Origin of the sequence: Pseudarthrobacter raffinosi (genome assembly GCF_023913835.1) — a bacterium.
Classification (GTDB): Bacteria; Actinomycetota; Actinomycetes; order Actinomycetales; family Micrococcaceae; genus Arthrobacter; species Arthrobacter raffinosi.
Window position 1 is genome coordinate 1 of sequence record NZ_JAMXBG010000022.1, and the last position, 21,410, is coordinate 21,410.

The 21,410-nt window shown below is 65.2% G+C and carries 16 protein-coding genes and 2 pseudogenes; 10 read left to right on the top strand and 8 right to left on the bottom strand.

Annotated elements, in window-relative coordinates; translation table 11 throughout:
* Positions 1-165: 165 nt before the first annotated feature.
* Positions 166-993 (bottom strand): EamA family transporter, encoded by an 828-nt coding sequence (locus NG697_RS17805; protein WP_252608191.1) that lies wholly within the window; start codon positions 991-993, stop codon positions 166-168.
* 35 nt (positions 994-1,028) lie between these two features.
* Here NG697_RS17805 and NG697_RS17810 point away from each other — a divergent pair, with 35 nt between their 5' ends.
* Both NG697_RS17810 and NG697_RS17815 read left to right on the top strand, forming a co-directional pair.
* Positions 1,029-1,913 carry a LysR substrate-binding domain-containing protein gene (locus tag NG697_RS17810; RefSeq protein ID WP_252614821.1) on the top strand — a complete coding sequence of 295 codons (885 nt, stop codon included), beginning with the start codon at positions 1,029-1,031 and terminating at the stop codon, positions 1,911-1,913.
* Positions 1,913-2,656, top strand: coding sequence for a hypothetical protein (locus NG697_RS17815; RefSeq protein ID WP_252608195.1), 744 nt, complete (start codon positions 1,913-1,915; stop codon positions 2,654-2,656). Before NG697_RS17810 ends, NG697_RS17815 begins: the two co-directional genes overlap by 1 nt.
* 190 nt (positions 2,657-2,846) lie before the next feature.
* Here NG697_RS17815 and NG697_RS17820 read toward each other — a convergent pair whose 3' ends face one another.
* On the bottom strand, positions 2,847-3,845 hold the full coding sequence (locus NG697_RS17820) for an aldo/keto reductase (RefSeq protein WP_252614823.1): 999 nt from the start codon (positions 3,843-3,845) through the stop codon (positions 2,847-2,849).
* A 323-nt stretch (positions 3,846-4,168) separates the two neighbouring features.
* On the opposite strand from NG697_RS17820, the gene NG697_RS17825 reads away from it, so the two are divergent.
* The 4 genes and pseudogenes from NG697_RS17825 (at position 4,169) to NG697_RS17840 (ending at position 10,076) form a co-directional block, all read left to right on the top strand.
* Entirely contained in the window at positions 4,169-5,767 is a 1,599-nt protein-coding gene (locus NG697_RS17825; protein ID WP_252614825.1) for a PucR family transcriptional regulator, read from the top strand.
* Positions 5,764-6,696, top strand: a complete 933-nt coding sequence (locus tag NG697_RS17830) for a glutaminase (RefSeq protein WP_252614828.1) — start codon at positions 5,764-5,766, stop codon at positions 6,694-6,696. Before NG697_RS17825 ends, NG697_RS17830 begins: the two co-directional genes overlap by 4 nt.
* Positions 6,697-6,779: 83 nt before the next feature.
* Positions 6,780-8,266, top strand: a pseudogene (locus NG697_RS17835) (amino acid permease).
* Positions 8,267-8,321: 55 nt separating this feature from the next.
* Positions 8,322-10,076: a thiamine pyrophosphate-dependent enzyme gene (locus tag NG697_RS17840; protein WP_252614830.1), complete on the top strand. Its 1,755-nt coding sequence runs from the start codon at positions 8,322-8,324 to the stop codon at positions 10,074-10,076.
* A 217-nt stretch (positions 10,077-10,293) separates the two neighbouring features.
* Here NG697_RS17840 and NG697_RS17845 read toward each other — a convergent pair whose 3' ends face one another.
* From NG697_RS17845 to NG697_RS17855, 3 genes are all read right to left on the bottom strand, one after another.
* A complete protein-coding gene (locus NG697_RS17845; protein ID WP_252614831.1) occupies positions 10,294-11,604 on the bottom strand; it encodes an alkaline phosphatase family protein in 1,311 nt (436 codons plus the stop codon).
* Positions 11,601-13,244 (bottom strand): alkaline phosphatase D family protein, encoded by a 1,644-nt coding sequence (locus NG697_RS17850; RefSeq protein WP_252614832.1) that lies wholly within the window; start codon positions 13,242-13,244, stop codon positions 11,601-11,603. Before NG697_RS17850 ends, NG697_RS17845 begins: the two co-directional genes overlap by 4 nt.
* 419 nt (positions 13,245-13,663) lie before the next feature.
* The gene (locus NG697_RS17855) at positions 13,664-15,187 is read right to left on the bottom strand and encodes an MFS transporter (RefSeq protein ID WP_252614833.1); all 1,524 of its coding nucleotides are present in this window, start codon (positions 15,185-15,187) and stop codon (positions 13,664-13,666) included.
* Between the two features lie 84 nt (positions 15,188-15,271).
* On the opposite strand from NG697_RS17855, the gene NG697_RS17860 reads away from it, so the two are divergent.
* The 4 genes from NG697_RS17860 to NG697_RS17875 all read left to right on the top strand — a co-directional run bounded on the left by NG697_RS17860 (position 15,272) and on the right by NG697_RS17875 (position 18,956).
* The gene (locus tag NG697_RS17860; RefSeq protein WP_252598947.1) at positions 15,272-15,655 is read left to right on the top strand and encodes a MarR family winged helix-turn-helix transcriptional regulator; all 384 of its coding nucleotides are present in this window, start codon (positions 15,272-15,274) and stop codon (positions 15,653-15,655) included.
* Positions 15,656-16,017: 362 nt separating this feature from the next.
* A complete protein-coding gene (locus tag NG697_RS17865) occupies positions 16,018-16,515 on the top strand; it encodes a nucleoside deaminase (protein WP_252614835.1) in 498 nt (165 codons plus the stop codon).
* Between the two features lie 160 nt (positions 16,516-16,675).
* Positions 16,676-18,199, top strand: a complete 1,524-nt coding sequence (gene exaC / locus NG697_RS17870; protein WP_252608213.1) for an acetaldehyde dehydrogenase ExaC — start codon at positions 16,676-16,678, stop codon at positions 18,197-18,199.
* A 169-nt stretch (positions 18,200-18,368) separates the two neighbouring features.
* Positions 18,369-18,956 (top strand): adenylate kinase, encoded by a 588-nt coding sequence (locus NG697_RS17875; RefSeq protein ID WP_252608304.1) that lies wholly within the window; start codon positions 18,369-18,371, stop codon positions 18,954-18,956.
* Between the two features lie 160 nt (positions 18,957-19,116).
* Here NG697_RS17875 and NG697_RS17880 read toward each other — a convergent pair whose 3' ends face one another.
* From NG697_RS17880 to NG697_RS17890, 3 genes and pseudogenes are all read right to left on the bottom strand, one after another.
* On the bottom strand, positions 19,117-20,196 hold the full coding sequence (locus NG697_RS17880) for a LacI family DNA-binding transcriptional regulator (RefSeq protein ID WP_083510369.1): 1,080 nt from the start codon (positions 20,194-20,196) through the stop codon (positions 19,117-19,119).
* Positions 20,197-20,234: 38 nt separating this feature from the next.
* Positions 20,235-20,351: pseudogene (locus tag NG697_RS17885) on the bottom strand (carbohydrate ABC transporter permease); the annotation flags it as partial.
* Positions 20,352-20,686: 335 nt separating this feature from the next.
* Complete coding sequence (locus NG697_RS17890; RefSeq protein ID WP_252608215.1) at positions 20,687-21,340, bottom strand: TetR/AcrR family transcriptional regulator; 654 nt, start codon at positions 21,338-21,340, stop codon at positions 20,687-20,689.
* Between the last annotated feature and the right edge of the window lie 70 nt (positions 21,341-21,410).

Below are 21,410 nucleotides of genomic sequence, written 5' to 3' on the forward strand. Positions count from 1 at the left end.
CAAATCCCCAGACGCACTCATCGCGTTGGCCATGCTCAGCCTCGGCGGTCCCAAACCAATGCTCCCGGGCCGAAATTAACCCACGGAAGAGTCAGGAGAGCCAATTTTTCGGGGAGTTCGCCGCCGGCATCCCGGGCACCGGTGGGCGCCGACCGGCCCCGGCGGTCAGGCAGCGTTGGCCGCTGCGATCAGGAAAATGCCGGCCCACTGCACCATGCCCAGGGCTTCACCCAGGGCCAGCGCCCCGACCAATGCCGCGAAGACGGGGTTGATGCTCATCAGGACCCCGAACAGGCTGGTGGGGATACGGCGCAGGGTGATCACGTCCGCGACGTACGGGACCACGGACGCCAGTACGCCGGCGCCTGCTGCGCAGAGGATGGTGAAGGTGTCCGGCTGGTGGTTGATGAACGTCACCAGCCCCACGGGGAGGAAGAGAGCGGCCGACACGCCGGTTGCGGCAGCCGTCCCCTGGATGCCCGGGATCCGCTTGCCCACCGTCCTGTTCAGGAGAATGTAGGCGGCCCAGCTGCACGCGGCGACCAGTCCCATGCCGATGCCCGCGTAGTCCGTGGACGCCTCCGGCTGAGTGATGGCCACAACCCCGGCCGCGGCAAGGAGGGCACAGGCGGCGCTCGCCTTGGTCCGTGAACCGATCAGGGCGAGGGCCAGCGGACCCAGGAATTCGAGCGTGACCGCAAGGCCCAGCCCGATGCGCTCCACGGCCGCGTACAGGGAGAGGTTCATCGTCCCGAACACCAGTGCCAGCAGAAGAATGGGCCACCACTGGTGGCGGGTGAAGGAGAAGACGCGTGGCCGGACAAGGGGGAGCAGCACCGCCGCGGCAATGAACTGCCGCGCCGCGACGACGCCCACCGGGCCGATTGCGGGGAAGGCCAGTGAACCGCTGGCCGCACCCAGCTGGTTTGAGAGCGCGCTCGCCACGAGGATGGCGCCAGCCCGGCCTCGGCCGGCAGTTAATGTGTTGTCCATCCTTGGAGTGTGGGGCCGCAGCAGGTTCCTCCAAAATGCATAGACGGGCTCTCTTATGCGTCGAGCTCATGCACCGCACCACCAGGAGCATTGAGTTCACGGCCGCCGGCGACCGGACCGTCCGGCATGCGCGCCGTGTTCTCTCGATTCTGGAGGCCATCCAGCAGGAGGCGGCCGACGGCGGCGGCACGGTAAGGATCGGCTACGCCTGGTCCGCCCTGGGCAGGCACACCACGGAGTTTCAGCGCAGGTGGGCGGACGCGTTTCCCAACACGGAGCTGCGCCTCATCCGGACCAACACCCCGACGGCGGGACTGGCGGAAGGAACCAGCGACTTCGCCATCCTGCGGCGGGTCCCCGACACGGCGGCCACCAGCCTTGTGCTCATCGGGCTGGAGAGCCGCTTCTGCGCCATGGCAGCGGATGACGCCCTTGCCGGCAAGCGAAGCATCACCCTTGCAGAAGCCGCGGCCAAACCGATTGCCCTGGACCGGCGCACCGGAAGTACCAGGCTGGACCTGTGGCCGGAAGGTCAGCAGCCGCAGCGCACTATCGCCACGGACGACGTCGACGATTGGCTGACGGTGATCGGCAGCGGCAAGGCGCGGGGCATCACTGCGGAATCAACGGCGCACCAGTACCGGCGCAAGGAGTTGTCTACCGGCACGTGCGCGACGCCGCCCCAGTCCCCGTTTACGTCGCCTGGTCCAAGTCCGACCCGCCTGCGGGGACGCAGGGCGTCGTCGAGCTGCTCGCGGCCCTCTATTCCTGAGCCGCGCGTTTGCTTCCTGCCCCGGGCGTTGCGGGATCCGTTCGTTATCCCCGCAACGGTTCGGCGCCAATCGGGCCGCTGCTGGATCCTAATGCGCCCGGCAGCACCACAATTTAAGGACCAAACTCGGACCCAAAGGAGGGTGTGATGCGCAGTCCCGCCGCGTCAGCCGCGGTAATTCCCACAGCTATTCTGATGGCGCTGATGCTGGCGGGGTGCGGCCCGCAGCCAGGCCCGACGGCGAGTCCCAGCCCCACCGTCACGTCCGCGGCCACCGGAACCACCACTGCCGTGCCGACGGCGACAGTCTCGCCGAGCGCCACCGGCGCCGCGCCGGCGTCGGCCGCTTGGTCAAACTACACGACAGCGGACGGCCAACTGACGTTCGAACACCCGGCCGCGTGGAGCGTCCGGGACCCGGCCGGCGAACTGCCGGAGGGCGGCGGTGCCTTCGCCGAGGTGACCAACCAGGCCGGTAAGCCGCTCGCGACGCTCCGGACCAACATGGCCACCGGGTCCACGTGCCTGGAGCGGTTCCCGTACGAGGTGCTGGAGTCTGAAGAATTGCCGCTGCTGGCGCAGGGCGGCCCGGCGCCCTGGTTTGTTTTTGAGACCCGCGGCAACGATGCTGCGCCGGGTCCGGCCAACACGCCGGCCGCGGCCTACGGCATCGCGTGGGCGGCGCCCACGGGCGACTCGGCCTGCGCCATCTTCCACTTCTTCACGTGGCCGCCCACCGCTGCCATGTTCGGCGCGTTCTACAACCCCGAGAACAACGTGACGCCGGGGGCCGAGTCTCTGCCGTACCTGGAGCAGGCCAAGAAGTACGCGGCGACCCCGGAGTACCAGGACATCAAGCGGATGATCACCTCATTGCGGCCAGCGGATTAGGCGCCTGCGGGCTGGCTCAAGGTTCACACAAGATTTGTGCCGGCAGGCCAATTTCGACCTTTGCGCCCGCACGGATTCGGTAGATTGATCTCGGTTTCGGTCCCCCCACCGAAGCCCTGGAAGTCCCCGCGCTTGAGTTCAACTCGCGTGGGGGCTTCCAACCAGGGGGCCTGCAGCTGGGGCTGCCACGTCAGAGGTTGGTCATCCGTTCCCCGGCTTCGTTGTAACGGCCACCCTGAACCTGGATTTTGGCGGCCGCGTCCTCGATGTCAGCGAGTTCGTCCGCGGACAGGGTTACGTTGGCGGCGCCGAGGTTCTCGTCCAGCCGGTGCAGCTTCCGGGTGCCGGGGATCGGGACGATCCACGGTTTCTGCGCCAGCAGCCAGGCCAACGCAATCTGGGCCGGAGTGGCGCCCTTGCGCTCCGCGATCCCGGCCAGCAGGTCCACCACGGCACGGTTGTTCTCCCTGGCCGCGGGGGTGAAGCGGGGGATGGTGGCGCGGATGTCGTTGCCGGCCTCGAAGCTGGTTGAGGTGTCGATCGTCCCGGTGAGGAAGCCCTTGCCCAGCGGGCTGAAAGGCACAAATCCGATGCCCAGTTCCTCGCAGGCGGCCAGGACGTCCTCTTCGGGGCGCCGCCACCACAGCGAGTATTCGCTCTGGACGGCGGTCACGGGCTGGATGGCGTGGGCCCGGCGGATCGTGCCGGCGGCGGCCTCGGACATGCCGAAATACTTGACCTTGCCGGCGTCGATCAGTTCCTTGACGGCGCCCGCCACGTCCTCGATACGGACATCGGGGTCCACCCGGTGCTGGTAGTACAGGTCGACGGCGTCAACGCCGAGCCGCTGGAGCGACCCGTCCACCACGTGCTTGATGACGTCGGGACGGCTGGTGACCCTCCCGCTCGCCTTGCGTTGCGTAGGGTCGATGTCCCAGCCGAACTTGGTGGCAATCACCACCTCGTCCCGGTGTGGGGCGAGGGCCTGGCCGACGAGTTCCTCGTTGGCGTGGGGGCCGTAGATCTCTGCCGTATCAAAGAAGGTGACGCCGCGGTCCACGGCCGCGCGGATCAGCGCGATCATTTCCTGCCGGTCGGGCCGGTCGCTGTAGCCGCCGCTCATGCTCATGCAGCCCAGCCCGATGGCGGAGACCTCCAGGCCGCTGGTGCCGAGGGTGCGCTTGTCCATATGTCATGCTCCTGGGGTCGAAGGGAGGGGCGGGTCGCACTTTCTGAGAAGTGGAGTTGCCCGTTCCAACAACGCTAACGGCACTTCGAGACCGGCGGGAGGGCCTGTCAGTACCACCCTTCCACATGGCCGGGGCCTGTGCGTGCTGACAGCCACTTCGGGTTTGGAAGGCCATACAGGGCCATGAACCGTGGAAACTTGGTCCGCAAACCGAAAAGCTGCCACTGCATTTGGGTTCCATTCCATATTTTGGGGGAGCCTGCCTCGATAGCATGAAGTGACCGGACAGAGCCGTCCGGCCAGATCGGCGCAGAAGGAAGCCCATGGCAGCGGTTACGGTGGACGATATTCTCTCGGACCTCCCCCTGGGTTTCGCCAGCCTCATCCTCCGGCCTGCCCCGGCCAGCTCTGCGATCGAACGGTTCCTGATCGTGGATGCGGATGATGAAACGTACGACGGCGGCGCGGCCTTTGTCCTGCTGATCGGTGTCCGCGGCCGCTCGGCTTTGCCCGCGCTGCGGCGGCTCCTGAAGAACCCTCCGCCGGTGGTCGCCGTCAAGGGAAGGCGTGAAGAGCTCACCGAGGCCGAAGAACTGCTCCGCGATGCCGGCACGGGCCTGCTTCTGGTGGATCCGGGGGCTGACTGGGACCGGCTGCTGTCCATTGCCAAGGACCGCATCCAGCCGCGCAGCTACCAGAGCGAAGTGCTGACGCTGCTGGAAGAGGACCTTTTTGCGATCGCCCAGACCACCGCCCGGCTCACATCCAGCCACGTGGTCATCGAAGACGCCGCCAACAAGGTCCTGGCATACTCCACCGTTTCGAACGACATCGACGAGCTGCGCAAGGCCTCCATCCTGGCCCGGCGTGGTCCGCGTAAATACGAGCTGCTGCTGAAGGACCTGGGCGCCTACCGTGAACTGCACAGGACCCGGCTGCCGGTGCGGGTACCGGCCCGTCCCCAGGACGGGCTGCGGGAACGAGTGGCCGTCACACTGTTCGCCGGGGACCGGATCATGGGCTACATCTGGCTGCAGGAAACGGGGGCGGGCTTCGGCACGGACGTTGATCACGTGCTCACCGGATCTGCTGCGCGGGCCTCCGCCGAGCTGATCCGTTTCCGCAACCAGCAGTCCGTACACATGCGCGAAGACCGCATTGCGCGGATTTTGTCAGGTGCTGCGGAAGCCGCGGCCAGTGCGCACAGCGAGAAGATCTCCGCTAAGCGCCCGGCGGCACTGATCCTGATAGGAATGTCCGCTGCCGATGCTCAGGCCGACGACGCAGCACTGAAGCACGGCGAACTGGCCAATCTGGCGTCCATCCACGCGGCCGCCTACAAGGCGTCCGCCGTCGTAGGCCAGTTCAAGGGCGACACTGCCGTCATTGTCCCTGGCCTGCAGTCAACCTCCGCGGAGCCCGGACTGCGGAGCCTGGCCGAGTCCATCGTCCGGGATGCCGGCAAGCACCTCGGCATCAGCCCGTTCGCAGCCGTGGGCCCGGTAGTCCCGGACCTGCTGTCCCTGCACACAACCACCCGGATCACCGAGGCCCTGTTGAGTTGTGTGGGCACGTCTTCGGACAGGGGCGTTGCCACGGTGGACGACTTCGAGGGGGAGATCCTCTTCCGCGAGGCGGTTCGGAATTTCACGTCCTCCACGTTCCGCCACCGCAGTCTTTTCGCCCTGCTGCGGCAGGACGCCGAACTTGCGGAAACCCTGCACGCGTACTTCGAAGCCTCGCTCGATGTCGCCGAGTGCGCCAGCAGGATGGGGCTGCACAAGAACACCGTCTATTACCGGATCAGCAAGGCATCCCGGGCGACCGGCCTGAACTTCGGCGACCCGCGGGACTCGCTGGTGGCCCTGCTCCACATCCAGGAATGGGCCGGCACACCTAAAGAACAACTGGGCAGGAAATGACCACAGCACTCAAAGCACCGCCGTTGGACGCAATACTGGACGACATCGTCCGCGGACACAGGCCACAGCGGGAAACCGGTTCTGTCCCGGCCAACATCCCCTTTCTGGAAGCGGTACCCTTCAGCAGGTTCGGGATAGCCGTTGCCACCGCTTCCGGCGAGGTGTTCAGTTCCGGCGATGCCGACGTCGCGTTCTCCATCCATAGCATCTCCAAGGTGTTCACCCTGGCGATGGCGCTTCGGGGCGACAGCTCAGGAACACTGTGGTCCCGCGTCCTGCGCGAACCCTCCGGCACCTCGTTCAACTCCCTGGTGCAGCTGGAGGTGGAGCACGGCATCCCGCGGAACCCGTTCATCAACGCCGGCGCCCTGGTGGTTACCGATCACCTGATGGAAGAAACGTCCGACGCCGCCACCCAGGTGTTGCGGTTCCTCACCGCCCAGGCAGCAAGCACTGGGCCCTTCATCGATGAGGCCGCCGCAGCCAGCGAGCTTTCCAGCAGCAGCCGCAATCTGGCGTTGGCGCACTTCCTGAAGGACTTCGGCAACCTGAAGCAGGCCGCGGAATCAGTGGTGGAAAACTACGTCCGCCAATGCTCCATCATGATGACCTGCGTTGAACTCGCCAAGGCCGGACTCTTCCTTGCCCGGGACGGCCAGGGAACGCTCGGAACAGTGGTTTCCCGCAGCGAAGCGAAACGCATCTGCTCCATCATGCTGACGTGCGGTATGTACGACGCTGCGGGAGAGTTCGCCTACCGCGTGGGCCTTCCCGGAAAAAGCGGTGTGGGCGGCGGGATCCTGGTCATTGTTCCGGGTGAATGCGCCATTTGCGTCTGGAGCCCTCGGCTGGACGCCAAAGGAAACTCCCTGGCCGGCACCGCGGCTCTCGCCGACCTTTCCGACCGCACCGGCTGGTCCGTTTTCTAACCTGCTTTCTAACCCGCCGGGTGCACACCCCCACAACTTCTTCCCAACCCAGCAGGATCTTCTCCGTATCGAAAGGATCAACCATGCCCATCAACCCCAATGACGAGGTTGTACTGCAACAGGCCGACGGCGGCCACGCTCACGCCTCTGAATCGGCGCTGCATGCCGAGGACAAGGGTTACCACAAGAACCTCAAACCGCGGCAGATCCAGATGATCGCCATCGGCGGGGCGATCGGCACCGGCCTGTTCCTCGGCGCCGGCGGCCGCCTCAACGCCGCCGGCCCCTCGCCTACGCCGTCTGCGGTTTCTTCGCGTTCCTCATCCTGCGGGCCCTGGGCGAACTGGTCCTGCACCGCCCCTCATCAGGCTCGTTCGTCTCCTACGCCCGTGAATTCTACGGCGAGAAGGCCGCGTTCGTTTCCGGCTGGTTCTACTGGATCAACTGGGCCACCACCACCATCGTGGACATCACCGCCGCCGCCCTGTACATGAACTTCTTCGGCAACTACATCCCCTGGATGGCGGCCGTCCCGCAATGGGCCTGGGCCCTGATCGCCCTGCTGGTGGTCCTCGCCCTGAACCTCGTCTCCGTCAAGGTCTTCGGCGAACTCGAATTCTGGTTCGCCCTGATCAAGGTCGCCGCCCTCGTGGTCTTCCTCGTCGTCGGCACCTACTTCGTCATCTTCGGCACCCCCGTCGACGGCCAGCCCGTGGGCCTGAGCCTCCTCTCGGACAACGGCGGCGTCTTCCCCAACGGCCTGCTCCCCATGATCATCCTGATGCAAGGCGTCCTGTTCGCCTACGCCTCCATTGAACTCGTGGGCACCGCCGCCGGCGAGACCGAAAACCCGGAAAAGATCATGCCCAAGGCCATCAACTCCGTAGTCTTCCGGATCGCGGTCTTCTACGTCGGCTCCGTCATCCTGCTCGCCCTCCTGCTGCCCTATACGTCCTACGAAAAGGGCGTCAGCCCGTTCGTGACATTCTTCGGCTCCATCGGCATCCAGGGCGTGGACATCATCATGAACCTCGTGGTCCTCACCGCCGCGCTCTCCTCCCTCAACGCCGGCCTATACTCCACCGGCCGCATACTCCGGTCCATGTCCGTGAACGGCTCCGCCCCGAAATTCGCGGGCCGCATGAACAAAGCCGGCGTCCCCTACGGCGGCATCGCCATCATCGCCGGAGTGTCCCTCCTCGGCGTCCCGCTGAACTACCTCGTACCCGCGCAGGCCTTCGAAATCGTGCTGAACGTCGCGTCCGTGGGCATCGTCATGACCTGGGCAACCATTGTGCTCTGCCAGATCCAGCTCCAACGCTGGGCGAACAAAGGCTGGCTCAAACGCCCCTCCTTCCGGATGTTCGGCGCCCCGTACACCGGCTACCTCTCACTGCTCTTCCTCGCGAGCGTCCTGGTGATGGTCTTCATCGACTCACCCCTCACCATGCTCGTCACCGCCATCGCCTCCGCACTCATGGTCGTCGGCTGGTACGCCTGCCGCCAACGAATCCGTGAGATCGCCGAAACCCGCGAAGGCTTCACCNTGCCTGCGGAGACCTTCAGATAAACCCCGCACCATCCACTACGAACGCCAAACCAGTCCAAACAGCCAAAGAAAGCCCATGACAACGGAAACCGAAGCAACCCTGACCGCATCCCACACCCTGCCCGCCGCCGTCGGGAATTCCGAGCAAGGCTCCCGGCAGGCACGCCATTCGGAGGAGCCCCACGCCGGCGCCGGCCAGGCACTGAAATCAGCCGGGCACGTGATTGTTGATTCGCTGGTGGCCCATGGTGTGGAGCGCACCTATGTGGTTCCCGGCGAGAGCCTCCTGGACGTCCTGGACGGCCTGCACAACTCGGATATTGAAACAATCGTCTGCCGGCACGAGGGCGGCGCCGCCTACATGGCCGAGGCCGACGGCAAGATGCACCAGCGCCCGGGCATAGCGATGGTGACCCGGGGGCCCGGCGCGGCCAACGCGCATGTGGGGCTGCACACTGCGTGGCAGGACTCCACCCCCATGCTGCTGTTCGTCGGCCTGATCCCGTTCGCGCACCGGGACCGGGAGGCGTTTCAGGAGTTCGACATCAAGGCCTGGTTCGGTACGGGCGCGAAGCGCGTCATGGTCCTTGACCACGCGGAGCGGGCGTCCGAGATCGTGGCCGAGGCGATGTTTGCGGCCATGAGCGGGCGGCCTGGCCCTGTGGTGGTGGGCCTGCCGGAGGACATCATCCGGCAGCAGATTGACCCGGCGCTGCATCCCGCCATTCCGGTGGCGGCCGGGGGCATGAGCAGCTCCGACGCCGCCGCCTTGGAGGCTGCGCTGGCGGAGTCCAGCAAGCCGCTCTTTGTCACCGGCGGCAACGACTGGACGCAGGCAGCCGCGGACCAGCTGACCGGATGGCTGGAACGGCACCATATCCCGGCAGCAGCTGAATGGCGGACGCAGGGAACGGTCTCCTTCGATTCCCCGTCCTACGTGGGCCCCATTGGCTACGGCCGGCCCCGCCCCACCTACGACCTCCTGGAGGAAACCGACCTGCTGGTGTTTGTGGGGACAGTGCCGGGCGACGTGATTACGGACGGGTTCGTCTGCCGGCAGGACTGGAACAAAAAGAACTTCCTGGTCACAGCCGACCCCTCACTCCGTGGCCGGTCGGGGCCCGTTTCACGGCAGATTCTAGCCAAGCCCGAGGCCTTTGTCCGCGACCTTGTGGGGATCGACCTGCCGGTGAAGGAAGAGTGGAAAGCGTGGACGGACCAGATGCGGGGCGAGCAGGAGCGGTTCGCCGCGCTACCGCCGGCGGCGCCGGCAGCGGGGCAGGCGAGGATGGACACTTTGATGGCGAACCTGGTGCCAAAGCTGCCCGAGGATTCACTGGTGACGTTCGGCGCGGGGGAGCACACCAACTGGGCCCACCGCTACTTCCCCACCCGCCGCTACGCCTCCATGATCAGCGCCCGCAACGGCTCCATGGGCTACTCCGTCCCCTCGGCCATCGCCGCTTCGCTGGCCGAACCCAGACGCCGAGTGGTCACCATCGCCGGGGACGGCGAGTTCCTCATGAACGGCCAGGAACTGGCAACCGCGGCCCAGTACGGGGCCACGCCGCTGGTGATCGTTATGGACAACCAGGAATACGGCACCATCCGCACCCACCAGGAGCGTCACTATCCCTCGCGCGTCTCCGGAACCCAGCTGAAGAATCCGGACTTCGGCCTGATGGCCCGGGCCTTCGGCGGTTTCGGGATCACTGTCACCGAGGACTGTGACGTTCCGGCCGCGCTGGAGGCCGCCTTGGCGGCCATCGACGAGGACGGTGTCTTCGCCCTCATCCATCTCATCGTGGAACAGCGCGTTAAGGCCTACTGAGCCCGGTAATCCTGACAGAACAGCGGACGACGGCGGGACTGCTCAGTACGATCCTTACGCCTTGCCCGAAGTCAGGCATCTGGCTCACCCGCCCCGGCTGTGCACAGTCTCAACTAGCCCGGCATCTGCTGGACGCGGAGCCGGAAATTTCCCATGGGCTACGGCGAGACCGCGCATGGGAACCACCAACCAGGCAGCAGAGCCTAACAGTGCGTCCTCAGTTGCGCGGTTTCGTCAGGGCAGAGACCCGGCCCGTGCCGTCGTAGCCACCCGCCGGGGCCTTGAGTCCGTAGATGCTGCCAATGGTGGGCGCGACGTCGACGGTCCGGGCTGGTTCGGAGGATACCGAGCCTTTGACCACCGCGGGGCTGCCGCCTGATATGAAGAAGGGAATGGGCTCTGTGGCGGGGTGACCGTGGTTGCCAGGGATCGGGTTGGATGCGACGTACGGGTCGGAGAAGCGCCAGCCCGCCCGGCAGTAGGCCACCAGGTCTCCGGCCTCGTCGCCCAGCCGCAGGTCCGCCGGCTTGTTGACCGAGAGCACGCCCTCATGCGCTCTGACCAGCTGTTCGACGGCGGCCAGCCCGGCGATACGGTCCGGTTCCGGGCCGGTCCAGTAGAGCAGGTCCGCGCCGCCGTTCTGGGCAATCGTGATGTTCGACTGCAGCTCCGGACGGGACTGGAGGATGAGGTTGACAGAGATGAGGTTGCTGGGGATGGACCAGTCCATGGAATGGTCGGCAAGCACCATCACCAGGCTGGAGTCCCATTTGCCGGCGTTCTTGAGGTGGTCGATGAAGCGGCCCACCTGCAGGTCTGTTTCCGCCAGGGCAGCCTCACGCGCCGCCCGCAGCGTGGTTCCGGAAAGGTCTGAGTGGCCCACGCGGTCGATGTCGCCCAGATTGGTGAACACAAAGTCCGGGTCCGGCCCGTTCACCATCGCCAGCAGGGCGTCCATGGTGGCGGCGTCGGGCGCGTGGCCGGTTACGGGAAGCACTGGCTGGGGTTCCCACCGATAGCTGGCGCGGGCACCGAAGATGCCGTAAAGGTACTTCTTGCTAAGCACGGAGCCGGTGGTGAGGCCGAGCTCCTGCAGCCGCTCTAGGAGGGTCGGGAAGTGCAGGTCCGTGGGCCGGTCGAGGTTGCGGACAACGCCGTCGGTCCGGTCGAAGATGGAGTTGGCCGGCACGCCCGAGCGGTCCGGGCGGACACCCGTCATCATCATGACGTGGTTGGGGATGGTCTCCATCACCGGCAGGGAGCGTGCCGCCGGGAAATTTGTGCCTGCATCGCGCAGTGCAGCCAGCCTCGGCGTCAGCGCGGGCGTGATTTCGTCCGGCCGGCAGCCGTCCACCACCAGCACGTAGCTTCGGGTCCGTCCAGCGGCGGGGGCAGCCCAGGCGGTGCCCGGTGCCGCCGAAAGGACGACGGCGGCCCCGCCGGCGGCGGCGATTTGCAGGAACTGCCGGCGTCCCGGCGTCGAAAGTCTGCTGCTGGCGGGCGTGCCCTGCTGCGGTGAACGGCTCATTGGAGTCCTCCCTGCGTCGGGGTGACTTTGCCGGAGTTGGCTTGGACGTTGAATGACGTGGACAGTGTGGAGCCTGAGTTGGCGGAGGTGCGTTCGGCGAGGACGTACCAGTCCATCCGAACGCCGGCGGCGGTCACGTCGAGGACGGAGTAGCCGTGCGAGTCGAAGTCCAGGTACTTCACATGCGGGTTGGCCGCCTTGATGGCGTTCTCGACGCCGACGGATCCGGTCCGGGGCGGAACGTTCAGGATGTCGTCGAGGTTGTCGCTCGTGACGGAGGTGCAGACCAGTTCCGCGGCAACGGAATCGCCGGTGGCCGGGTAGCTGGCCGGGTCGGCGGGGATGTCGCATGCCCAGCCGGAGTGGATGTCGCCGGTGAGGAACACGGTGTCCTTGACGGCGTTATCCCGCAGGTGGCGGACCACGCGGTTGCGGTCCGCCTCGTAGCCGTCCCATTGGTCCACGTTATAAGGCACGCCGCTGATGCTCGTGCCGCCCATCAGCTTTTGGACACCGGCCAGTTCTGCGGTGTTCAGGGTCGAGGGAACGCGGACGGGCGCAATCATGACGGGATTGCCCACAAGCTTCCATTGCGGGCCCGTGGACTTGAGGTTGCCCAGCAGCCAGTCCATCTGAGCGGCGCCGGTGATAGTGCGGGCGGGGCTGCTGATAGAGGGATCCGCACCGTTGGCGGCCTGCTGGTCACGGTAGGAGCGCAGGTCCAGCATGGACAGGCTGGCGAGGGAGCCGAAGTCCAGGCGTCGGTACAGTTGGCCCCCCGGCTCATAGCGCACGGGCATCCATTCGGTGTAAGCCTTCTGCGCGGCGGCGACGCGCTCGCTCCACGCGCCTTCGGCGCCCTCGGTGTGGTTTTCGGCGCCGCCCTTCCAGGCGTCGTTGGCCGATTCATGATCATCCCAGGTCACGATGAACGGGGCGGCGGCGTGCAGGGCTTGCAGGTCAGGGTCGGTTTTGTACTGGGCGTGACGGCGCCGATAGTGCTCGAGCTGTGTCATTTCGTGGGCGGGTTCGTGGGGGCGGACGACGACGTCGCGCGCCTGGTATTCGCCGGGCCCGTATTCGTAGAGGTAGTCGCCGAGGTGAAGCACGGCGTCGAGGTCGCCGCGGGCGGCGAGATGCCGGTAGGACGAAAAATAGCCCGCCTGCCAGTTGGCGCACGACACGACGCCGAACTTCAGCCGGTCCACGACCGCACCCGCCGCGGGGGCGGTGCGGGTACGGCCCGCCGGCGATACGGACTGTCCCAGCGTGAAGCGGTACCAGTAGTTGGTGGCGGCGGCCAGCCGGCCGGCGATGACCTTGACCGTATGGTCCCGGGCCGCGCCGGTGGCGGCAGTACCCCTGGCCACGATCTTCTTGAAGCCAGCGTCCGCAGCGATTTCCCAGCCGACGGACACATCCGGGCCCAGCCCGGTGCCTGGCAGCGCTGCGGGCGCTGGTGTCACGCGGGTCCAAAGCAGCACGCTGTCCGCCATCGGGTCTCCCGAGGCGACCCCTTGGCAGAAGACGCCACCATGGGAGGCGGAAAAGCCACTTGCTGCGGTGCCGGAGACCATGGCCCCAGCCACGGCAGCGACCCCTGCTGAGCGCAGAACTTGACGACGAGTAAAGTTAGTCATGCCTTCCAGTATCCGCACGCTCAAAGGGTCAAGGGGCGGCTTTTTGACCTGGTTAGCCAGACGTTCACCCAGTGTTTTCCGTGGCGCAGTCCATATCCTGGCTTATCCAGCACTAGGGAAGCGAGAGGTTCTCCGCCCACATCCCCTCGCTGGTTGGCATCCGCAGTGGATTGACGAGGCCCGCCGTGCCGGCCCGGTCACTGGCCCAGGGTCATCAATCCACTGGCGCAGCCGCAGGACCGGCGAATGATGAGCTCTGCGGGGAGGAGTTGGACCTTGCCGTCGGAATGGTTGGCAGAGAGCGCTGCTTCGGCAATCTGGTCGATGGGCTGCTGGACAGTTGTGAGCTGAGGCCAGCTGAGCTCCGATTCAGGGGGTTCCGTTTGGGTCCGTCTCAGCTGCTCACAGTTCCTCAAGGCTCATTGTGGATCCAATGGACGCCCGTCGCTTTCCGCTCCCGGCTCTTGCCTCGGGCCCCGCGATAGACTGGGCGTCGCGGCGATCAGGAGGGCAGCCACGGCCACCGCGGCGCTCAGGATCAGGCCCGGCCGGTACTGTTCCAGCATCGCGGCCGCATCGACGGCGGCACCTGCCTCGGGCGCATTGCCGTGACCGCTCACCATTGCCGTGGTGACGGCCAGCACCAGGGCGGCGCCGACCTGGGTGCTCGTCTGGATCAGGCCTGCGGCCAGGCCTTGCTCGGCATCCCGGATGCCAGTGGTGGCCTGGACGTTGATGGACGGGAAGGCCAGCGCGAAACCGACGCCCAGCAGCAGGACGGACGGCAGAATGTCGGTCACATAATTGGGCGAGGTCCCTACGCGAAGGAACAGGACGTAGCCAAGCGTCAACGACGCCAGTCCCGTCAGGATCAGCCGCGGGGCGCCGAATCTCTCGATGAGCCGGTCCGCGAAGGGTGCGCTCGAGGCAACCAGCAGGCCGGTCGGGAGCAGCGCCAGGGCCATGCCAAGGGGGCTCCATCCCAGCACGGACTGCAGGTAGAGCGTCAGGATGAACTGGAAACTCAGGTAGGAACCGAACAGCCCCACCGCGCTGAGGTTTGCCCGGGCAACCCAGCCTTCCTTGAGGATGCTGAACCGGATCAGGGGGTGTTTGACGCGGTTTTCGATCACGGCGAACGCTGCCAGGACTGCGGTGGAAGCCACGAATCCGGCGATAGTTGCCACAGATCCCCAGCCGTTCCCCGGCGCCGAAACCAGTGTGTACACCAGCCCCAGCATGCCGCCCGCGAGCGTGATGGCGCCCCAGACGTCATGCCCGCTCTCTGGTTCCCCGTCTGCGGCCTTGCCTGCGGCCTTGCCTGCGGCTCCGTCCCGGGGGATGTACCTCAGGCCAAGGATCACAACGGCGACTGCCACCGGAACGGAGACCAGGAAGGTCCAGCGCCAGCTCAGGGCGGTCATGAGGCCGCCTACCACCAGGCCGAGGGAGAATCCGCTGGCGCCGAACGTGGTGAAGATGGATAGGGCACGGTTGCGTTCGCGCCCTTCAGCGAAGTTGGTGGTGATGATCGAGAAGGCGGCGGGAGCCGTGAATGCGGCGGCCAGGCCCTTGACGAAGCGGGTCGCGATCAGCAGGGCCGGGTCATCCACCAGCCCGCCGAGCAGGGATGCTGCGGCGAAAACGCTGAGCGCAATCAGGAAGATGCGCCGCCGGCCGAGCAGGTCCGCCATGCGACCGCCCAGCAGGAGCAGGCTTCCGTAGCCGAGTACGTAGGCGGAGACGATCCACTGGAGGGATTCGGTTCCGAGATGAAGTTCGGTGCCGATCGAGGGCAGGGCCACGCCGACCATTGATACGTCCAGTGCGTCGAGTGCCAGGACGGTGCACAGGACCAGGAGGAGCATCCATTGTGCGCGGGTCCAGCGCACAGCTGTAAGCCGGCCTCCGGCTGATCTTTCAAGGGTGGAAGTTGAAGTCATGGCTACAACTTATATGACACGTCATTGAATGACAAGGAATATTATGACGTGGACTTTTAATTCGTCATGAACTAGAATCGCTGCATGGCAACACCGCAGGACCGCCAGCTGGTTGATCAATGGCGCGGCATCCAGAGCACCTACTTCCGCACCGCGGCCGCGATCGACCGTGCGCTGGAATCGAAGTTCAGCATCGGCCTGACGGAGTTTGAAATCCTGGACCTCGTGGCCGAAAGTACCGATGCGGCATGCCGCATGAAGCAACTCGGTGAGCGCACGCCCATGACTCAGAGCGCCATGTCCAAGGTGGTGGACCGGCTCGACAAAGCCGGACTCATTTCCCGCCAGTCCTGCGAAGATGACCGGCGCTCGCTGTTCCTGGAACTCACCGACGCCGGCCGCGCGCTCCACCGGGAAGCCGCCATCGAACACCGCGCCCTGCTCAGGGAAAACCTGGGCAACGACTAACCGTCAGCCCTTGCCGTCCTGGCCGGGATCTTCTTCATCCGGGCCCCACTGACTGCGATTCTGGTGAACACGCTGTAGCCGTACGACGCCGGCCCGCACGCGAAGTAGGGAGAGTTCGGGGCCGTGGGTTAGCTGCGAACGGGACGGAGGCTGCGGAGCTTGGAGGTGACGTCGTCGGCGGTTGCCTCGATGCCTTCCTGGGCTGCCTCCACGGCAAGGATGGATAGTTGACCCAGGGTACTCACGTCGCTCCACGTGGTCCACCATCCGATTCCGCATGCTTTCGCGGGACGTTTGCCCGCTGACCGCCTATGTCAGCGGTCAGCAACAATTCTTCGACGCGCGCGATTTAGACTGCACCCATGTCTGAAACTGAACGAACCACAGACCCGGTCTTCGAGGCTGCCTACGAGGCTGCACAAAAGAGCCTCCGAGAGGGCGGCATCCCGATCGGTGCTGCCTTGGCCAGAGGCGGGGTGGTCATTGCCAGCGGCCACAACAAGCGTGTCCAGCATGGCGATCCAATCGCCCACGGCGAGATGTCTGCTCTGCGGGCTGCCGGACGCCAGAAGAGCTACCGGGACACAACCCTCTACACCACCCTGGCGCCGTGTGCCATGTGTGCCGGGACTATCATCCAATTCAAGATTCCGCGCGTGATGGTGGGCGAGGCCGAGACGTTCCCCTTGAGCTGCCCCTGCTGGACGTTTTCGGGCGGGCCAGTAGAAGGCGCTCCGCCCTCGAAGAGGAAATGTGCAAGGTCCGCGCGGATATGCGCAGGAATGTACATAAGGGCGAAAAGCGCAGAAACGCCTGATATCTCGCCCTGCGCCGGAGGTCCCTGGCGGGCCTTTCCGTAGGGAACGGGCCAAGGTTGTCGCGGCCGCCGAGTCAAGTGACGGGGACGACGCGTCCGGTCCGAGGTCGGTAGCTGGCAGTACCCTTCGCAGCCTGGTCGCAACCTTTGAAGTTCTAGCATGGGGGCCAGGACGAAGACGTCTGTTTTCCAGAGGAGTGACCATGACTGTTTATGTACAGCCCGGCCAATCAGGATCCAAGGTCCAGTTCAAGGACCGCTATGAGAACTGGATCGGCGGAGAATGGGTGGCTCCAACGACCGGCCGATACATCGAGAACGTTTCCCCGGTGAACGGAAAGCAATTCACCGAGGTGGCCCGCGGCGCCGCCGCGGACGTTGAGCTCGCACTCGATGCCGCGCACAAGGCCGCACCGGCGTGGGGCAAGGCTTCGGCCACCGAGCGCGCCGCCGTGCTGAACAAGATCGCCGACCGGATCGACGCGAACCTTGAGATGCTCGCCGTCGCCGAATCGTGGGACAACGGCAAGCCGATCCGCGAAACGTTGAATGCGGACATTCCGCTCGCGGCGGACCACTTCCGCTACTTTGCCTCCGCCATCCGCGCCCAGGAAGGACGGCTGTCCCAGCTCGACGACGACACCACGGCCTACCACTTCCACGAACCCCTCGGCGTCGTGGGTCAGATTATCCCGTGGAATTTCCCCATCCTGATGGCCGTCTGGAAGATGGCTCCTGCCCTGGCGGCCGGCAACGCGGTGGTGCTCAAGCCCGCTTCCAACACCCCGGCCTCCATCCTGGTCCTGGCGGAACTCATTGCGGACCTGCTGCCTGCGGGCCTGCTGAATATCGTCAACGGCTTCGGGGCGGAAGTGGGTAAGCCGCTGGCCTCCAGCCCCCGTATCCGCAAGATCGCGTTCACCGGCGAGACCTCCACCGGGCGCCTCATCAGCCAGTACGCCAGCGCAAACCTGATCCCGGTCACGCTGGAGCTCGGCGGCAAGAGCCCGAACATCTTCTTCAACGACGTCGCGGACACCAACGATGCCTTCTACGACAAGGCACTGGAGGGCTTCACCCTGTACGCCTTCAACCAGGGCGAAGTCTGCAGCAGCCCGTCCCGTGCCCTCGTCCAGGACGGTATCTACGATTCCTTCATGGCTGATGCCGTGGCCAGGACAGAACAGATCATCCAGGGCAACCCGCTGGACACCAACACCCAGATCGGCGCCCAGGCCTCCGTGGGCCAGATGGAGAAGATCCTCTCCTACATCGACATCGGACTCGAAGAGGGCGCCAAAATCCTGGCCGGCGGTGCGCGGACGGAGCTTGACGGGGACATGGCTGGCGGTTTCTATGTCCAGCCGACCATTTTTGAAGGTCAGAACTGGATGCGGATCTTCCAGGAGGAGATCTTCGGCCCGGTAGTCTCCGTGGCACGCTTCGGCGACTACAAGGACGCAGTCAGCATCGCCAACGACACTCTGTACGGCCTTGGCGCCGGCGTCTGGTCGCGCAACGGCAACGTGGCCTACCGTGCCGGCCGCGAGATCCAGGCCGGCCGGGTGTGGGTGAACAACTACCACGCCTACCCTGCCGGGGCAGCGTTCGGCGGCTACAAGTCCTCAGGCATCGGCCGTGAAAACCACTCCATGATGCTGGACCACTACCAGCAGACTAAGAACCTCCTGGTCAGCCACTCAGAGAACAAGCTCGGCTTCTTCTAGAAGCACCACCCTTGTCAGGCACGCCCGCACCTGACCGCCCGCTGCACCATAACTACCGGTAGCAGCACAAAAGGCCCGGGACGACGGCGGGACCTCCCGCCGTCGTACCCTGCTTGAGGGCACCACCGACAAAAAAGCGGCACTACGAAGGGACATCTGAATGACCAGAATGCTGATTATTGGCCCGCCCGGTTCGGGCAAGGGAACGCAGGCGGAACAGATCTCCGAACGCCTCGGCGTTGTGGCGATCTCCACCGGCGACATCTTCCGCGCCAACGTCAAGGGCGAGACACCGCTGGGCGTGGAGGCGAAAAAGTACATGGACAACGGGGATTTCGTTCCTGACAGCGTCACCAACGAAATGGTCAGGTCGCGCCTCAGCGAGGATGACGTGGACGCCGGCTTCCTCCTGGACGGCTACCCCCGGACCACGGCACAGGTGGACTATCTTGACTCAATCCTGGCCAACGGTGACCAGAAGCTCGACGTTGTCCTGCAGCTGACCGCTGACGACGAGGAGCTGGTCACGCGCCTGCTGGGCCGTGCCAAGGAAACCGGCCGGAGCGACGACACGGAAGCCGTCATCCGGCACCGGCTGGACCTGTACCACGAGCAGACCGAGGCCGTGGTGGCCAAGTATGCCGGCCGCGGCATCCTGACGAAGGTGGACGGCATCGGCGGGGTCGGCGAGGTCACGGACAGGGTGATGAGCACGCTCGGAGATCTTCTTAGGGTCTCCGCCGTAATCGGACGGTAGTACTCAACCGCCCGCACCGCTGATGAGTAGCGGTGATCGAGCCTGTCGGAAACCACCACCGGAATCCGACAGGCTCGACCTGGCTGTACGGGCGAACGCACGGCTCGTCGCCGTCATCGCTCGCTGGCGGACGGCGGCACTGGCCAATTCCTGGGTGCGGCTAGGCGGGGGCCAGAGCCCGCACCGAGTTTCGTTCCACGGTGGGACAGTGGATTTTTGTGGGGTCAGCGGCCGGTGCTTCTTCAAGGCCCAGCAGCATCCGCACTCCGGCTGCGCCCAGTTCGTAGTGGGGGAGAGCCACGGTGGAAAGTGGGGGCCGGACGTGGGCGGCGATGACTTCCTGGTTATCGAATCCCACCACTGCTATGTCCTCGGGGATGGAGAGCCCGTGCTCGCGTAGCCCGTCGTATAGCCCCATTGCCATTCGGTCGTTGTAGCAGTACACGGCAGTGGCTTCGCGCTTGAGGAGTTCCTCGGTCGCTCCGTACCCGCCTTCCTGGTCTGGGTAGGCTTCCAAAACCAGGCCCGCGTCGAACGGGATGCCTTCCGCTTCCAGCGCTTCCCTGTAGCCCTGGAGTCGTCCGTCCTTAGCTGGGGCCGGGATGGTGGCGTTGATGAAGGCGATCCGGCGGTGACCGTGTTTCAGCAGGATCTCCGTGGCTGAACGGCCGCCCTGTATTTCATCCGGGACCACGGCCCGGGAGCCTGGTTCCGTGGAAAAGCAGTTGACGAGGACGAAGTCCGACTCTTTAAGGGAGGCCGGGATGTCCGTGGGCCGGTGGAACCAGGTGGAGTAGAGGATTCCGCGCACCTTGTATTCGAGCATCATGGCAATCGCGTCCGTCTCCAGCTCGCGGTTGCCTTCGGTGTTGGCGATGAGAAGTGCGTAGCCGTGCTTCCAGGCTTCATCCTGGGCGCCGTGGATGATCTGGCCGGCAAAAGGGGTGGTGGCAATGGCATCGGCTACGAGCCCGATGAACCGCGAACTCCCGCTGACCAGGGTTTGCGCCATGGCATTCGGCCGATAGCCCAGGTCCCGGATGGCGTCCCGCACGCGCTGGCGGGTTTCGTCGGATATCCGGGCAGTCTTTTTCTTGTTCACTACCAGGGAGACGGTGGCAGTCGAAACGCCCGCGGCCTCGGCTACCTGCCGGAGCGTGACGGGTTGAGGGCGCCCGGGACGTTCGAGGGGTGCAGCCGCACCCAGCGGTGTGACCGAACTATTCTCCTGCGAATTCATGAGCCCTCCTTGAGGAGTATATCCGGCTGTTCCTGCTGTCATCCCTTGCTCCCCCCGCTCTCCAGGCCTTGGATCATGGCTTTGTTCAGCACGAGGAAGACCAGCAGCAGGGGCGTGATGGTGATGCAGACAGCGGCAAACGTGGCCGTCCAGTTTTGGGTGTACCCAACTGGACAGTGGTCGAAGAGCCATCCCCAAGCCGAGGGTGGAAGACAAGAGAAATCGGACTCTCACGTCAACAAGACCCGCCCCGATGTCCCAGTAGCCTGCCTCGTCGGCGACGATCGGGTCTCAACCTGCGTAACTTCGGCCTAACTCTGTTCAGAGGTAGGGCTTGCCCCAAGTTCCATCTGCTGCGCCTATTGCTCCATGTGGGAGCAGCTGCGCACGGGAACGGGCTTGGAGGCTTCGTCTTTGCGAACAGTTGGGCGTGTGCGCTCAGGTGCACGTGGCTCCTGATTTAGCATGCAGCTGATTAGCACTGGATCTTTCAAAACCGGAAAAGCGGCTCGATCTGAACGCGAAGGCGCTCGCGGAGTTTTTCCCAGAGATCCTCTGGGCGGAATCCGCGCGCCGGGGTGCGCAGAACTTCGTGGATGTAGGTTCCGTTGCAATTCTGCGCAACGACCAGGGAGTCGACGTCGGCGCTCAGGTACCCTGCGTCCCTCGCGTTGTCGAGGATGGCGGCGATCAGAACGATAACCCGGTCGCCCTGAGAAATGCTTTGGGCCCCAAGCTGGCTTCCGGCCTTGAAGCCGTGGTGCAGGTAGCTCGTGACGTTCTCCGGGTCGGTTGCGTAGAACCGGGCGCGTGCACGGAAGATGGCGTAGAGCCGCTCCACATAGTCCCGCGCGGTGGAAGTATTGGCGGCAAGTTCCTTGTCCGCGTCCTCGATGGCCTGGAGCGTCATATCCATGCGCTCGCCGATAACCAGCAGCAGCAGCTCGTGCTTGTTACTGACGTAGCGGAAGAGGGTGGCCTCTCCGACCCCGGCAAGCTCGGCCACTTCCTTGGTGGTGGTGTGCTCGTAGCCCCGCTCGTTGAAGAGCTGTTCTGCTGCGGCGCGGATGTTCTGGTAGCGCTCGATCCGGGCCTTCTCACGCAGCCCGACGGGAGCACCAGAGGCGGTGGCCTCCGAAGTCATCGTCTTCATCCTTTATTAACGCCCCTATCAGCGGTTAGGTACCGGACGGCCGTTCGCAGCCGCCGGGTTG